The sequence below is a fragment of the Casimicrobium huifangae genome (assembly GCF_009746125.1).
Taxonomy (GTDB): domain Bacteria; phylum Pseudomonadota; class Gammaproteobacteria; order Burkholderiales; family Casimicrobiaceae; genus Casimicrobium; species Casimicrobium huifangae.
In genome coordinates this window covers 4025406-4039050 of the sequence record NZ_CP041352.1, presented here as the reverse complement: position 1 = coordinate 4039050, position 13645 = coordinate 4025406, and the positions used below count along the sequence as shown (strand labels likewise).

The window sequence follows — 13645 nt, the reverse complement described above, 5'->3', positions numbered from 1 at the left end:
TGCAGTCAAAGTGAAGGTGGCAAAGGGCAGTCAGGCGCGGGTGAGCCGTCGGGTGAGGCCGCGCCAGACGATTTCCAGCGGACCATGGCGGTGACCGCGGGCAAACCACTGGGCGATGCCGGCAGAAAGCACTTGCCAGACCAGCAAGGCGATCGCCACACAGGTCGCTCGCCCAACGTCACCGTGCCAGCCGAACAGGCTGTCATTGAAGAGCAGGGCGAACAGCAGGGATTGTCCGATGAACTGGGTCAGCGGCGCCCGGCCGCTGGCGATCGCGAGTGTTCGCAGCAGCGATGGTTGCGCCCGCGCCAAGTGCGTTGCCAGCGCCAACCATGCCCAGATCGCACCAACGCTGACTGGCACCGCCGCCAGTGTCATCAGCGCGAGACCGAGGTCGTGATTGCTGCGCGCCGCCCAGCCACCGTGGCCGGCGGCGATGATTTCAAGGATCGAACCCCCGGCGAGCAGAGTGGCGCCAGCGACATGCCAGGGCAGTCGTGACCGGGCGCCGGCGGTTGGCGCGGGGCGGAGGAAGGTCACCAGAGCACCAGAGCGCGCTGCCCACATGCCGAACAGCACATGCGCCCAGAGATCGGGGGCTAGTGTCTGCGCCAGTCCGCGTTCGAGAAATTCGCCGGGATGCATCGCCAGTGCCACCCGCAGGGTTGACTGCGCAAACGAGGACGGCACCTCCGGCAGCAGACTCGGTGGTCCGGCCCACAGCCACATCATGGCCCCGGCAGCACCGTAGAAGATCGCCGCCAGCGCATAGGCGGCGATGGCCCAGCGGCGCAGGCGCTGTGCCGACGCACCCGCCAGCGCAACGACGCAGAGTCCGACGATGGCATAAGTGGAGAGCACATCGCCCGGCCACAGCAACAGGCCATGACAAACGCCAATCAGCAGCAACGCCCACAGCCGTGGCCGCAAACGGCGAACTTTGCGCGGCTCCGCCAGTTGCTGCCACTGCCAGGCGAGACCGACACCAAACAGGAAAGCCAACAACGGATAGCAACGGTGGATAAACAGCATCGCCACCGCGTACTCGGCGACGACATCGACCGCGGTGTGAGCCATGTCGAGCGCGTGCACCGACGACCATACCTGCGCAAACGCCAGCACGTTCACCACGCCTACACCGAGCAGAGCGAGGCCGCGGGCGATGTCGATGGCAAGCAGCCGTTCACCCGTCGGGGCGTCCGTTGCGGTACCCGTCTGCACTGTTGGGCTGGCTAGCGGCTCTTCGGAAAAAACCCTATCCGAACGGGGCTCTAATGCCATTTCGCCGCAAAGTCGACTATCAGCATTTTCATGATCTGAGCCCAATGGCAACGGGCATTTCTGGGAAAAGCTGCTGGCATGGGCCGTTCACGCAGGATCGAATTGCGCGCGAAGTTCGGCGGCGGCAGCGGCAAGATTGGCACCGGTCAAGGTCGTGATTGCGATCTGTGGTGACTGATCGAGCCGTGTGTAGTTGCGCCGGATTGCCGTGGTGTAGAGCGGGTCGTAGTGGTCAACCATCAATGACGCAAACAGCGCATCGGTATCACGGCGATCCGCCATCTGCTGCCAGGCCAGCAGTTGCTTTGCTCCCCGCAGCTCCTTCAGCGGCTGCAGCTTCTCCATCAGCGCCTGCGGATCGCTGACGAAATGTGCGTATTCGGTTGCGATGTGCGCCACGCGGGCGGCCAGCGGCACCTCAAGCCAGACGCACTCACCCACGCTCATCTGCTCGCGCATCGCGTCGGGCATTTGCACCAGACCGATCTTCTTGCTTTCCGATTCAACGAACACCGGTCGCGCCGGGTCCAGCGTGCGCAGGGCGTTCCACAGCAGCGTGTCAAAGCGCTTTTGCGATGGCTGTGGTGTGTCGCGCGCCCCCAGCAGCGAGCCGCGATGATTGGCCAGCCCCTCCAGATCAATCACCTGTGCCCCGGCATCGGCCAATGCAGTCAGCAGCGCGGTCTTGCCTGTGCCTGTGCAGCCGCAGATAGTGACATAGCGGAAGCGCTGCGCCAGTTGCGGCAGCTCGGCGTTCACCCGCGCCCGGAACGCCTTGTAGCCGCCGGCAAGCTGTCGGGCATCGAATCCGATCTCGCGCAACAGCCAGGTCAGCGTGCCGGAGCGCTTGCCGCCGCGCCAGCAATAGACCAGCGGCGCCCAGTCCTTCGGCATGCCGGCGAAATGCTTCTCGATCATGTCGGCCACGTTGCGCACCACCAGCGGCGCCCCGACCCGCTTGGCAGCGAACGGTGACTCCACTTTATTAACGGTGCCGACGCGTGCGCGCTCTTCGTTGTTGAGCACCGGATGGTTGATGGCGCCGGGCAGAAAGTCCTCGGCGTACTCACCCTCCGAGCGGGCGTCGATGATGGTGGCGCCAGCGGTCAGCCAGCGGTCGATGTCGGTGGCAGCGACCAGATCGGGGCGGACGCTCATTTCAGCAGCTTCGCCAGCGCTGGCCACACGGTGTCGAGCAGCTCCGGCTGCGCAGCAGCCGTGGGATGGATCTTGTCGGCCTGAAATTTCGAGAGGTCGGTGCCGATGCGGTCAAGGAAGAACGGCACCAGCCCGCCGCCCACCGCCTTTGCTACCTCGGCATACATCGCTTCAAACTGCGTGGTGTAGCTCGGACCGAAGTTCGGCGGCATGCGCATGCCGACCACCAGCACTTTGGCGCCGGAGGCTTTGGCCAGCTCTGCCATCTTCAGCAGATTGGCCTTCGCCGCTGCCACTGGCGATCCACGAAGGCCATCGTTGCCACCGAGCTCAATCACTACCAGCGTCGGCTTGTGCTTGACCAGCAGCGCGGGCAGCCGGGCAAGGCCACCGGCCGTGGTGTCGCCACTGATGCTGGCATTGATCACCTGTGCTGCGATTTTTTCGCGGGCCAGCTTTTTAGTCAGCAGATCGACCCAACCTTCGCCAGCGGACAAGCCATAGCCCGCCGACAATGAATCGCCGACCACCAGAATCTGCGCCGGTTTTGCCGCAACCGGATTGGCCGTCGCCAGCACGGCAAGTGTTGCCAGCAGCCATGCCGCGAGCCGGCGCAGCGCGCGCTGCACGGGCGACTGGAACCAGAAAGCCATCTGTTCTGTCATCATCACAACCATTCTAGGGATACCCACCGGGCCTGCCCGCCCCGCCAGATTGGCAGTTGGGGGCAGCACCGCGTTTCACCATATGACCGCCACCCTGACGCCTTCGCCAGTTGCCAACACTTTGTCGTCCCAGCCCCCGGCCATTCGTGCCGACGCGCTCACCCGCGTGGTGCCGCTGGGTGACCGCCAGCTCACCATCCTCGAGGGCGTGTCGCTCGACGTGGCCGCTGGTGAAACGCTGGCCATCGTTGGCGCCTCCGGCTCGGGCAAGACCACCTTGCTGGGCCTGCTCGCGGGCCTCGACCGCCCCAACAGTGGCAGCGTGGCCTGGCACGGCGAGGCGGTCAGCTCGCTCAGCGAGGATGCGCTGGCGAAACGCCGGCAGGGTGCGATCGGCTTCGTGTTCCAGTCATTCCAGTTGCTGCCGGCGCTGACGGCGCTGGAGAATGTGATGCTGCCGCTCGAGCTGGCCGGCGCCCGCGACGCCGAGAAGCGTGCTGCCGACTGGCTCGCCCGCGTGGGCCTGGGCGAACGCGTCGATCATCTTCCGAAGCAGCTCTCCGGCGGCGAGCAGCAGCGCGTCGCCATTGCGCGAGCCTTCGTCGCCGATCCGAAAATCGTCTTTGCCGATGAGCCAACCGGCAATCTCGATACTGACACCGGTGCCGAGATCGTTGAGCTGATGTTCTCGCTCAACCGCGAACAGGGCACCACCCTGGTGCTGGTGACGCATGATCCCGAGCTGGCAGCACGCTGCGGCCACGTGGTGCGGCTGGCCCGTGGCAAGGTGGTTTCGTGAATCTCGTCCTGCGTTTCGTGCGCCGCGAGCTGCGCTCGACCGAGGCACGCATTCTGGTGCTGGCACTCGCGGTGGCGGTGGCCAGCGTGGGTGCGGTGGCCATGTTCGCCGACCGCGTCAAGGGTGCGTTCGCCAACCAGGCCAACGTGCTGCTCGGGGCGGACGCGATGATTTCTGGCGATCGCCCACTGCCTGAGACTTTCGCGCAGACGGCCGCTGCGATGGGCCTAAAGGTGACCGAGTCGTCCCGCTTCGGCAGCATGATCAGTGCCGCGGCCAAGGACGCAGCTTCAGCAACGGCAAGACAATCAGTGCTCGCTGATGTCAAGGCAGTCGCCGCACCGTATCCCTTGCGCGGCACACTGGAGGCGCGCGACGCGAGGGGTGAACGGGTGCCGCTGGTCGCGCAGGTCAAGCCGGGCGAAGTGTTTGTTGATGAACGGCTGGCGTCGCGGCTGGGCGTCAAGGCGGGCGATGTGCTCGAAGTGGGCAAGAACACGCCACGCATTGCGCAGGTGTTCGCCGAGGAGCCGGAGGTTGCCGGCAACTTTCTCTCGGCGGCGCCGAAGGTGTTGATGTCCAGCGCCGACGTGGCTGCCAGCGAACTGCTTGGCCCCGGCAGCCGCGCCACTTACCGACTGCAGGTGGCTGGCGAGCGCGCGCAGGAATTCGCCGCTGCCATCAAGCCGAAACTCGGGCCCGGCCAGCGGCTGGAGACGATCCGCGAATTGCGGCCGGAAGTGCGCTCCACACTGGAACGCTCCGAGCAGTTTCTCGGGCTTGCAGCGTCGTTTGCGGTCTTCCTCGCGGTGGTAGCCATCGTGCTGGCACTGCGCCGTTACCTCAAACGCGAGCTCGACACCGCAACGCTGTTTCGCACACTGGGTGCCGGTCAGCGGCAGACGCTGATGCACTTCGTCGGGCAATTCTTCGTGCTGGCGCTGATCGCCTGCGTACTTGGGGTGCTGCTCGCCTTCGCGGCGCAGGCGGCGCTGGCGTGGGCGGTGCGCGGTCTGTTCGCGTCCGCTCTGCCGGCGGCGGGCTGGTTGCCGCTGGCCAAGGCTTTTGCCACCGGCCTGGTGCTGCTGCTCGGCTTCGCCATTCCGCCGCTGGTGGCACTGGCGGCGACGCCACCGGTGCGTGCATTGCGCCGCGACATGCCGACCGTTGGTAGTGGTGGCGTGCTCGCCGCCGTGCTCGGTGCCGTGGCGGTGCTGGCGGTGGTGCTGATGCAGTCGCAGGACTGGCAGACTGGTGCCATCTTTGTTGGCGGTCTGGTGGCACTGGTGGGCGTCGCAACGCTGCTGGCGGCGCTGCTGCTCTGGTGCATTCGCCGGCTGGTGCGCAGCGGTCGCATGGCGCGGCTCGGCGGGCCGCAGAGCTGGGCCTATGGCCTTGCCAACCTTGATCGGCGGCGCCTCTCCACGGCGTTGCAGATTGCCTGTCTCGGCCTGGGAGTGATGACGCTGATCACCGTCGGTTTTGTGCGTACAGACTTGTTCAGCGCATGGCAAAAGTCACTGCCGCCCGATGCGCCGAATCGCTTCCTGATTAATATCCAGCAGGACCAGATCGAGACTATCCAGTCGCTGGTGCCGAAGACCGCCAACGGCAAGCCGGTCGCGGTGTACCCGATGGTTCGTGGTCGCCTCGTCGCCGTGAACGGCAAGACGGTAACGGCCAAAGACTTTCCGGACGAACGCGCCAAACGGCTGGTCGACCGCGAGTTCAACCTGTCGGCGTCGGCGAGTTTGCCGCCAGCGAACAAAATCATCGCGGGCGACTATTACGGCGCCAATGATCGCGGTGTGATGTCCATTGAGGAAGGCATCGCCACCACACTCAACCTCAAGCTGGAGGATCGCGTCACGTTCGACGTCGCCGGCGAGCAGGTCGAAGTGCGCATCACCAGCCTGCGCAAGGTGGACTGGGACAGTTTCCGCGTCAACTTTTTCGCGCTGATCCCGGAGGCGACGCTCGCACCCTTGCCGAAGAGCTACATCACGGCATTCCACCTGCCGGAGCGCGACACGCAGACGCTGGCGTCCGTTGTCAACGCCGCCCCCAACGTGCTCGCCATCGATGTGTCGGAGATGATGGCGCGGGTGCGCAGCATCGTCGATCAGGTGGCGCGCGCGCTGGAGTTCGTGTTTGCCTTCACGCTGCTGGCGGGATTGCTGACGCTCTACACCGCCGTGATCGCCACCCAGGACGAGCGGCGTTACGACACCGCGCTGATCCGCACGCTGGGCGGCACCCGCAGCCAGATCCGCAGCTCGCTGATCGCCGAGTTCACCACGCTGGGTGGTGCCGCAGGGCTGCTCGGCGTTGCCGGCTCGGTGGTGCTGACCTGGGCACTGGCGTCGCGCATTCTGAAGATTGATTTCATTGCCTCGCCGACGGTGTGGATCGTCGGCTTCGCGCTCGCCACCGGGCTTACACTGCTGGCCGGCTGGCTTGGCACCCGCAGCGTGCTCACCACGCCGCCGATTCAGGTATTGCGCGAGGGTTGATGGAACTGCAACGCATCCGCAGGCAGATTGCCGCCACGCAGGTTTGGCGCGGCACGCCGCTGGGCGAGGCGGGCGACATGTCCACCCACGAGCGGCGGCAGGCGCACGCCGTGCTCGGGCGTACCATTCGCCCGGCTGGCGTGCTGATCCTTCTCGTCGAACGCGATGACGCGCTCAACGTTGTGCTGACGCAACGTACCGCGCATCTGCACGATCACGCCGGTCAGATCAGCTTCCCCGGTGGCCGTCAGGACGCAGAGGACGCCGATATCGTCGCCACCGCGCTGCGCGAATCGACCGAGGAAATCGGCACTGATTCTTCGCGCATTGAGGTCGTGGGCACGTTGCCGAACTATGTGACGGTCACTGCCTACGAGGTGACGCCAGTGGTTGCCACGTCGGCGCCGCAGCAATATCGCGTCGATCCCTTCGAGGTGGCAGACGTATTCGAAGTGCCACTTGCCCACGTGCTCGATGACCGTAACTGGCGGCGTGACAACTTCATGCGTGATGGCAAACGGCGCGAATACTGGGCGGTGCCGTGGCGCGAGCGCTACATCTGGGGCGCCACTGCCGGCATGCTGCGCACCTTCCGCGAAGTGCTGCTGCACGGAACACAGAATGACTGAAGCAGAGAGCGCCACAACGGCGCAACAGACCCCGTACGAACTGTTCGGCGGTGACACCGGAGTCCGCGCGCTGGTCGATGCCTTTTACGACCACATGGATCTCGACGAGGCGTATCAGGGTATTCGCAAGCTACATCCGCACACGCTGGACAGCTCGCGCGACAAACTCTACTGGTTCCTGAGCGGCTGGCTTGGTGGCCCGAGCCTCTACATCGAACGCTTTGGGCATCCACGGCTGCGCGCCCGCCATCTGCCGTTCCCGATTGGAGAAGCCGAGCGCGATGCCTGGCTCGCCTGCATGCGCGACGCGCTGCGCGACCGCGAGATTGACGCAGCGCTGTCGGAATGGCTGATGAGCCAGTTGTTTGGTACGGCCGACTGGATGCGCAACAAGGCCGGTTGAGTTTGCCGGTTACTGACGCAGTCGCTACAGCGCCACCCAAAGCGCACCGAACGCGAACAGCACAAAAGCCACGCCGGCGATGATCACGCAGCGGTGCGCGCGATGCCAGTCGCGCTCAATCGTGTGCACATTTGATTCGCGGCTCGCGTGTGAAAGCAGCACCAGCGCCAGCACCGAGAAAGCGACCGCCAGCAACGCCATGCCGCCCACGATGAAGCGCACCGCCGTGTTGCTGCCATCGGGTCGCAGGCCATGCGTGGCGCCGACGAAAGCCATCACGCCAAGCAATGCTGCCGAGGCCAGCACGCTGGCGACCATGATGGTGTTGCGCATGCTCTGCACGACTACGATGTCTCGTGCCTCAACCTTGTTGTGATGCGGCATCATGCATCCGCTTCTTGACTGTCGACTGCACGAGTCTGCCACCAGCGCGCGAGCAGCATGCCCGCCGCCATCGCACCAATAAAACAGGCCACGTCGAGCCCGCCAATCAGCAGCGAGGCCACCGCCGGCCCCGGACAGTAACCGGACAAACCCCAACCCACGCCAAACAGCGCCGCGCCGCCAACCAGACGGCCATCGATATCGCGCCGCGTCGGCAGCGCGATCGGATCGCCTGACCACGACATTTCGCGCGTACCAACACGGGCAAAGGTGATCAGCGACACCAGCAGCGCGCCACCCATCACGAAGGCAAGACTTGGGTCCCAGCGACCGCTGCCGATGCCGCCCACGTCGAGAAAACCCTGCACCTTGCGCGGGTCCATCATGCCGCCGAGGGCGAGGCCGGCAGCGAAGACCACGCCCGCCAGCGCCGCGATCAGCAATGGGCGCACTGAAGTCGATTGCGGCTTCATTGCATCGCCCTCACGATGGCCACGGTCACTGCGCCGGCGATCATGAAAGTCAGCGTTGCCACCAGTGATCGCAGCGAGCGCCGTCCAAGGCCGCACACGCCGTGGCCGCTGGTGCAGCCACCACTCACCACCGTGCCAAAGCCAACCAGCAGACCAGCCACGATCAACAAGGGTGTCGAGGTCACTGTCACGCTGGGCACGTTGAACAGGCGGGCAAACAGCAGGCCACCGCCGATCAGGCCGGCGAGAAAGGCGATGCGCCAAGTGCCTGCGCGCGGCTGGGCGATCGCTGCGGCCATGATGCCGCTGATGCCGGCAACGCGGCCGAGGCCGATGAGCAGCAACCACACCGCCGCGCCAATCAGCAGGCCGCCGGCAAAGGAGAAAATGTAAGGGTGCATAATGATTTCAACGACGGATCAGTAATCGTATGCCATCGCGGCAGCTGCGCTGCAGCACATACGATCATACTGAACGCCGACCGGCGGCGCGTCTTCCGCAAACAGTTATCGCCATGCAACCGATCCAGCTCTTCGACCCCGAATCCTCCACGTTCACCTATCTGCTGGTTGATCCGCATAGCGGGGACGCGGTCATCATCGACCCGGTCGATCACCAGCTGGAGCGTGACCTTGCCGCGATCCGCGATCAGAACGCCCGCCTGCTGTGGACGATCGAGACGCATGCTCACGCCGACCACATCACTTCGGCCGCGCAACTGATCGAACACACTGGCGCACAGGCGGCCACACCCGCCGGCTGCGGCATCCAGCCTGCCGCCCGGCAATTGCAGGATGGCGACGTGATCAATTTCGGTGGCGAGACATTGACTGCGATTCACACGCCCGGCCATACCGCGGGCAGCATGTCGTTCCTGTGGCGCGATCATGTCTTCACCGGCGACACGCTGCTGATCGACGGTTGCGGGCGAACCGATTTCCAGTCCGGGTCGGCCGACGCGCTCTACACCAGCATTACCGAACGCCTGTTCACGCTGCCGCCCGAGACCACGGTGTGGCCTGGCCACGACTACAAGGGGCGCACGAAAAGCTCGATCGGGCATGAGCGGGCGCACAACAGCCGCCTGGCGCATCGTAGCCGTGCTGACTTCATCGCGCTGATGGATGCGCTGCATCTGCCCAAGCCGCGGCGCATCGACGAGGCAGTGCCGGCCAACCTGCAGCTCGGCGTGCAGCATCACGCCGGCGCTGACGACAGTGAAGCGCCGCGCGTTGCGGCTGGTTACGCGGGCGACGTGACGCCGGAGCTGGCCTGGCGCTGGTGGCAATCCGGCAAGGGCGTTGTGGTGGACATCCGCACCAACGCCGAGCGCGAATGGGTTGGCTTTGTCCCGGACGCACCGGCGGTGGCATGGAAGCAGTGGCCGGGGATGGCGATGAACCCGGATTTCGATGCGCAGATTCAGGCGCTGTCGGCAGCGCACGGCGGCAAGCCGCTGCTGATGCTGTGCCGCTCCGGCGTGCGCTCGATTGCATCGGCGAAGCGCGCCACCGAACTGGGACTGACCGCCTACAACATCCTCGAAGGCTTCGAGGGCGACCCGGACAGCGCTGCCCATCGCAGTACCCGCGGCGGCTGGCGCCACCGTGGCCTGCCGTGGCGGCAGAACTGACAGGCGGCAGTCAGCGCGTCAGCGGCAACAAGAAGATCGCCACGTTGGCGGCCCAGGCCAGCGCCCACACCCGCGAGCGCCACTGTTGCCGGCCGGTGACGTAACACCAGATGTAGGCGCAGCGCAGCACGATGAACGCCACCGCGAGCGCGTTCGGCAGCGTGCCGATCACGCCGAGCATGTGGCAAACGATCACCGCCGCAGCGAAGAAGGGGAATGCTTCCCAGCTGTTCTCCTGTGCCGCATGTGCCCAGCGCGGAAAGCCTTCCTGCTTCGCGATCCAGTCGCGCGGGCTGCGGTTGTCGTAGCCGCCGTCGCGATGCGAGACCTTGAAGCCGCGCCACTTTGACAGGCCAGCGCAGACCAGCGGCAGGATGGCGGCGAGCAGGATGCAGAAGAGGGCGATGGTCATGGTCGGTGTCAGTCTCGAAAGTAATCAGCTTTTCACTGGAAAGCCCGTTTCATCTGGGCTTTAGTGGGTGAAATCGACAAAGTTGACTTTAACCACTTTTAAGGTCAGAGCCGTGATCGAATAAGGATCGCAGCAAAAAGCTGATGGCTACAGCCCGAGCGCGGCAATGCCAGCCTTGGCGATCTGCACGTCCTCACTGGACTTCACACCCGAGACGCCGACCGCGCCGACGCAGACGCCATCGACCATGATCGGCACCCCGCCTTCGAGCGGCGTCACCGGATCAACGGCAAGGAATGAAAAACGGCCTTCGTTGACCATCTTCTCGTAAATCGCAGTCTCGCGACGGCCGATCGCGGCAGTGACCGCCTTTTTCGGGCCGATCCACGACGACACCGGCGCCGCACCGTCGAGCCGCTGCAGCCACAGCAGATGGCCGCCGTCGTCCACCACCGAGATGGTCACTGCCCAGTTGTTCTTCACCGCTTCGGCTTCGGCGGCTGCCGCGATTTTCTTGACGTCGTCGAGGGTGAGGACGGGCTTGCTTTTCATTCGATCGGTACTTTCTTCAGTTTCATCAGGCCGGCGTATTTGAGCTGCAACTGCTCTCGCGTCTCGATGTGCGCCGGGTTCACGGGGATGCAATCGACCGGACACACCTCGCGACACTGCGGCGTGTCAAAGTGTCCCACGCATTCAGTGCACTTGGCCGGGTCGATCTCATAGATTTCGGCGCCGAGACTGATCGCGTCGTTCGGGCACTCCGGCTCGCAAACGTCGCAATTGATGCATTCATCGGTGATCAGCAGCGCCATGCCGGCATTTTATGGCCGGTATGGCGTCCGCTTCGGTGCCGGCCGTTATGACCGTTATCGGTGGGATCAGCCGGCTACAGGTTCACCGCCCACGACAGCTTGGCAAAGACCTCAGTGGCGATGTGGCTGGCGCTGCCGGTTGCCCGCTGGTTGCTTTGTGTCACCCCGAGGTTGAACTCACGACCGAGCCCGCGCTTGTGCGAGTAGACCAGCGAGATTGCCTGCGTTTGCGATCGCGGTGTCACCGTGAACGAATACATCGCCGGGTTGCGCTTGGACAGCGTGTGCTGTGCGATGAGCCGCAACGTGTCCTGCGCCGTGATGTAGCCCACCCCGACCAGTTGCAGCACACGTTCATGCAGGCGCCAGCTGCCGCGATCGAGGTCGTTCAGGCGGAAGTCGCTCGCCTTCCATTCCAGCTCGACGCGTTCGTGCGGACGGGTGTTGAAGTTGAGGCCGGTGTAGAGCAGGCGCGCCAGGGTGTCGGTGGCAACATCAACGCTGCGGCCGGCCTCGACCTCGACGAACGCGTAATGCAGACGTTGGCCGGGGTTGCCTTCAGCGCGAGCGTACAGCGTCGGCACGTGATGCCACTGCCCGCCTTCGGTCACGCGGGAATAGTTGAACCAGCGCGGCTGCAGGCTCCACTCCGAATTGCGCGCACCGTTCATGTAGAGCTGCGGCGTGATCCAGCGCGACAGGGCTGCACCGGAACTGGCGCGGGTCTCACCGCCAAAAGCGCCAGCGCAGACATTGTTGAAAAAGGCCTCATGCTTGCTGCAGCGCCATGCCTCAAACTTGGCCCATTCGTAGCCGTTCTGCGTGGTGATCGAGTTGTCGCTGCGGAACTTCGGTGAGACTTTGCTCAGACCAAGCCAGCCGTGATAGACACCGTTGTCGTACAGGGCGTCGACAAACGCCGCATGGCCATCGCCCTTGCTGCCCAGCACACGGTCATCGGTCTGGCTGGCCGAAAACTGTGCCCGCAGCCGTGAATCGTCGTTCGGCTTGTACTGGCCATCTACCGCTGCGGTTCGGTTGCTGCGGCCGTCGTCGTAGGTGCGATCAGAAAACAGTGCGCCAACGCTGCCAGTGCCGCCGCCCGCGCCGTAGGGCACGCGCACCCGCGCCAGCGTAGCCTGCGAGGCGCCCTGTTCGCGGGCGTCGGAGTAGTAGGTGCCGGGCAGGATGACGAAACCGCCACCACGATCCTTCACTGTCAGCACGGCCGCATCGGCGCTCTCGCTGCGATAAGTGGCACGCGCGCCCCACAGCGGGTCGGTGATCGAACGGGTGTAGATCAGGCCGAACGGCTGCGAATAGAGATCGCTGCCTTCCAGGAAGAACGGCCGCTTCTCCTGCACCGACAGCGCGAACCGCGTGTTGCCCTTCAATTGCGGTGTGTCCAGCTCAAGCTGCGAGAAATCCGGCCGCAGCGTGGCATCGATGACCCATTCCGGGCTCGGCCGCCACTTGATGTCGGCGCCGGCGCTGAATTTCGTTTCGCGGGTCGTCGTGTCACCCACCTTGCTCTGGCTGGAATTGACTGCGGCGTAGGGCGTGACAGTCAGCCCGGACGCTTTGGGCAGACTGGCAAGCCCGGTCAGTTCCTCAGCAACACATAGAAAGCAGGATGGATCGCGTCCGAGCGGCACGTTGGTGGTGCGGATCCGGGTGTCGCGCGGCTGATTGCGGAAGACGATAAAGGTCAGCTTCTCCGGCGCCGGGTGTGGCAGCCTGAGCGATGCCCACGGGATGCGGAACTCGGCGCTCCAGCCGTCCGCCAGACGCGCCGGCACCGCCTCAAAATCAAAGTCGGGCGAGAAGTCCTCTTCGGTATTGTCCTCGTTCCAGATGCCATCGGCGAGCACGCCACGGGGATTGACCCGAAAGAACTGCGCAAATTTCCGCGCACCGGTGGGGTCGATCCAGACGATCAGATTGTCCTGATTGCCAAACACCTTGTCGCGGCGGACGAACGGCGCGTAGATGTGCGACGGGTCGGGGTCGTAGGCCCGAATGCCGACGTACAGCGCATCGTGGTCATACAGCATGCGCACCTCGGTGCGGTCGCGCGCCGGCTGCTTTTCGCGCGGCATGTTCTCGATGAAGTTGGCCGAGACCGGCGCGCGCTGCCAGTCGGCCTCGTCGAGCTTGCCATCCAGTTTGATCTTGTCAGTGGCAGGAATTGCCTGCAGCGCCAGCGCCGAGTGCGCAGCCAGCAGAGCAACGACGGCAACAGCCACAGCGCGCCACCCGGCGCGGGAACAGGTTTGATTTTTCATTGCGACAGAACAGGGTGATCAGCGGCTAACCGCTGGTCAATCAATGGATTTGCGCCGGGCGAACGCCGGGATCGCAAAGGCTAGGGTCGGCCGTGCGGCGGGACAAGCCATCTGCGACGAAGCGCGGAATGGCAGGCCGAACCGGTAGCGGTCAACCGTGCGTCACTGATGGCGTGACGCGAGCTATTTAGAAAG

Annotated in this window: 14 protein-coding genes and 1 pseudogene; 5 read left to right on the top strand and 10 right to left on the bottom strand. The window is 64.7% G+C overall.

Annotated elements, in window-relative coordinates:
- Nucleotides 1-30 precede the first annotated feature (30 nt).
- From FKL89_RS18310 to FKL89_RS18300, 3 genes are all read right to left on the bottom strand, one after another.
- Entirely contained in the window at nt 31-1221 is a 1191-nt protein-coding gene (locus FKL89_RS18310; protein WP_162527578.1) for a DUF418 domain-containing protein, read from the bottom strand.
- A gap of 147 nt (nt 1222-1368) precedes the next feature.
- Nucleotides 1369-2439, bottom strand: coding sequence for a tRNA 2-selenouridine(34) synthase MnmH (gene mnmH / locus FKL89_RS18305; protein ID WP_156864162.1), 1071 nt, complete (start codon nt 2437-2439; stop codon nt 1369-1371).
- Nucleotides 2436-3104: an arylesterase gene (locus FKL89_RS18300; protein WP_420361149.1), complete on the bottom strand. Its 669-nt coding sequence runs from the start codon at nt 3102-3104 to the stop codon at nt 2436-2438. The genes mnmH and FKL89_RS18300 overlap by 4 nt, the downstream gene beginning before the upstream one ends.
- A gap of 82 nt (nt 3105-3186) precedes the next feature.
- On the opposite strand from FKL89_RS18300, the gene FKL89_RS18295 reads away from it, so the two are divergent.
- The 4 genes from FKL89_RS18295 to FKL89_RS18280 are packed head-to-tail and all read left to right on the top strand — an operon-like array spanning nt 3187 to nt 7448.
- Nucleotides 3187-3903 (top strand): ABC transporter ATP-binding protein, encoded by a 717-nt coding sequence (locus tag FKL89_RS18295; RefSeq protein WP_156864161.1) that lies wholly within the window; start codon nt 3187-3189, stop codon nt 3901-3903.
- Complete coding sequence (locus tag FKL89_RS18290; protein ID WP_156864160.1) at nt 3900-6416, top strand: ABC transporter permease; 2517 nt, start codon at nt 3900-3902, stop codon at nt 6414-6416. The genes FKL89_RS18295 and FKL89_RS18290 overlap by 4 nt, the downstream gene beginning before the upstream one ends.
- Nucleotides 6416-7045, top strand: a complete 630-nt coding sequence (locus FKL89_RS18285) for a CoA pyrophosphatase (protein ID WP_156864159.1) — start codon at nt 6416-6418, stop codon at nt 7043-7045. The genes FKL89_RS18290 and FKL89_RS18285 overlap by 1 nt, the downstream gene beginning before the upstream one ends.
- The gene (locus FKL89_RS18280; RefSeq protein WP_156864158.1) at nt 7038-7448 is read left to right on the top strand and encodes a group II truncated hemoglobin; all 411 of its coding nucleotides are present in this window, start codon (nt 7038-7040) and stop codon (nt 7446-7448) included. The genes FKL89_RS18285 and FKL89_RS18280 overlap by 8 nt, the downstream gene beginning before the upstream one ends.
- Before the next feature lie 24 nt (nt 7449-7472).
- On the opposite strand, the gene FKL89_RS18275 is transcribed toward FKL89_RS18280, so the two are convergent.
- Genes FKL89_RS18275 through FKL89_RS18265 form a run of 3 tightly spaced genes read right to left on the bottom strand, consistent with a single transcriptional unit; the run spans nt 7473 to nt 8706 of the window.
- The gene (locus FKL89_RS18275; RefSeq protein WP_156864157.1) at nt 7473-7835 is read right to left on the bottom strand and encodes a hypothetical protein; all 363 of its coding nucleotides are present in this window, start codon (nt 7833-7835) and stop codon (nt 7473-7475) included.
- Nucleotides 7832-8305 (bottom strand): DUF6691 family protein, encoded by a 474-nt coding sequence (locus tag FKL89_RS18270; RefSeq protein WP_156864156.1) that lies wholly within the window; start codon nt 8303-8305, stop codon nt 7832-7834. Before FKL89_RS18270 ends, FKL89_RS18275 begins: the two co-directional genes overlap by 4 nt.
- Nucleotides 8302-8706 carry a YeeE/YedE family protein gene (locus tag FKL89_RS18265; RefSeq protein WP_156864155.1) on the bottom strand — a complete coding sequence of 135 codons (405 nt, stop codon included), beginning with the start codon at nt 8704-8706 and terminating at the stop codon, nt 8302-8304. Before FKL89_RS18265 ends, FKL89_RS18270 begins: the two co-directional genes overlap by 4 nt.
- Nucleotides 8707-8819: 113 nt before the next feature.
- Between FKL89_RS18265 and FKL89_RS20520 the strand changes: the two are divergent.
- Nucleotides 8820-9500: pseudogene (locus tag FKL89_RS20520) on the top strand (MBL fold metallo-hydrolase); the annotation flags it as partial.
- Nucleotides 9501-9948: 448 nt separating this feature from the next.
- Here the strand turns inward: FKL89_RS20520 and FKL89_RS18255 are convergent.
- The 4 genes from FKL89_RS18255 to FKL89_RS18240 all read right to left on the bottom strand — a co-directional run bounded on the left by FKL89_RS18255 (nt 9949) and on the right by FKL89_RS18240 (nt 13450).
- Complete coding sequence (locus FKL89_RS18255) at nt 9949-10350, bottom strand: MAPEG family protein (protein WP_156864153.1); 402 nt, start codon at nt 10348-10350, stop codon at nt 9949-9951.
- A 147-nt stretch (nt 10351-10497) separates the two neighbouring features.
- A complete protein-coding gene (locus FKL89_RS18250) occupies nt 10498-10902 on the bottom strand; it encodes a GlcG/HbpS family heme-binding protein (RefSeq protein WP_156864152.1) in 405 nt (134 codons plus the stop codon).
- Nucleotides 10899-11165, bottom strand: coding sequence for a YfhL family 4Fe-4S dicluster ferredoxin (locus tag FKL89_RS18245; protein WP_156864151.1), 267 nt, complete (start codon nt 11163-11165; stop codon nt 10899-10901). The genes FKL89_RS18250 and FKL89_RS18245 overlap by 4 nt, the downstream gene beginning before the upstream one ends.
- A 74-nt stretch (nt 11166-11239) precedes the next feature.
- A complete protein-coding gene (locus FKL89_RS18240; protein WP_156864150.1) occupies nt 11240-13450 on the bottom strand; it encodes a carbohydrate binding family 9 domain-containing protein in 2211 nt (736 codons plus the stop codon).
- Between the last annotated feature and the right edge of the window lie 195 nt (nt 13451-13645).

Excerpts from the sequence above, each read along its gene's own strand:
- mnmH (WP_156864162.1), bottom strand. The coding sequence starts at position 2,439 with ATGAGCGTCCGCCCCGATCTGGTCGCTGCCACCGACATCGACCGCTGG.
- FKL89_RS18240 (WP_156864150.1), bottom strand. The coding sequence starts at position 13,450 with ATGAAAAATCAAACCTGTTCCCGCGCCGGGTGGCGCGCTGTGGCTGTT.
- FKL89_RS18275 (WP_156864157.1), bottom strand. The coding sequence starts at position 7,835 with ATGATGCCGCATCACAACAAGGTTGAGGCACGAGACATCGTAGTCGTG.
- FKL89_RS18245 (WP_156864151.1), bottom strand. The coding sequence starts at position 11,165 with ATGGCGCTGCTGATCACCGATGAATGCATCAATTGCGACGTTTGCGAG.
- FKL89_RS18255 (WP_156864153.1), bottom strand. The coding sequence starts at position 10,350 with ATGACCATCGCCCTCTTCTGCATCCTGCTCGCCGCCATCCTGCCGCTG.
- FKL89_RS18265 (WP_156864155.1), bottom strand. The coding sequence starts at position 8,706 with ATGCACCCTTACATTTTCTCCTTTGCCGGCGGCCTGCTGATTGGCGCG.
- FKL89_RS18280 (WP_156864158.1), top strand. The coding sequence starts at position 7,038 with ATGACTGAAGCAGAGAGCGCCACAACGGCGCAACAGACCCCGTACGAA.
- FKL89_RS18270 (WP_156864156.1), bottom strand. The coding sequence starts at position 8,305 with ATGAAGCCGCAATCGACTTCAGTGCGCCCATTGCTGATCGCGGCGCTG.
- FKL89_RS18300 (WP_420361149.1), bottom strand. The coding sequence starts at position 3,104 with ATGACAGAACAGATGGCTTTCTGGTTCCAGTCGCCCGTGCAGCGCGCG.
- FKL89_RS18285 (WP_156864159.1), top strand. The coding sequence starts at position 6,416 with ATGGAACTGCAACGCATCCGCAGGCAGATTGCCGCCACGCAGGTTTGG.
- FKL89_RS18295 (WP_156864161.1), top strand. The coding sequence starts at position 3,187 with ATGACCGCCACCCTGACGCCTTCGCCAGTTGCCAACACTTTGTCGTCC.
- FKL89_RS18250 (WP_156864152.1), bottom strand. The coding sequence starts at position 10,902 with ATGAAAAGCAAGCCCGTCCTCACCCTCGACGACGTCAAGAAAATCGCG.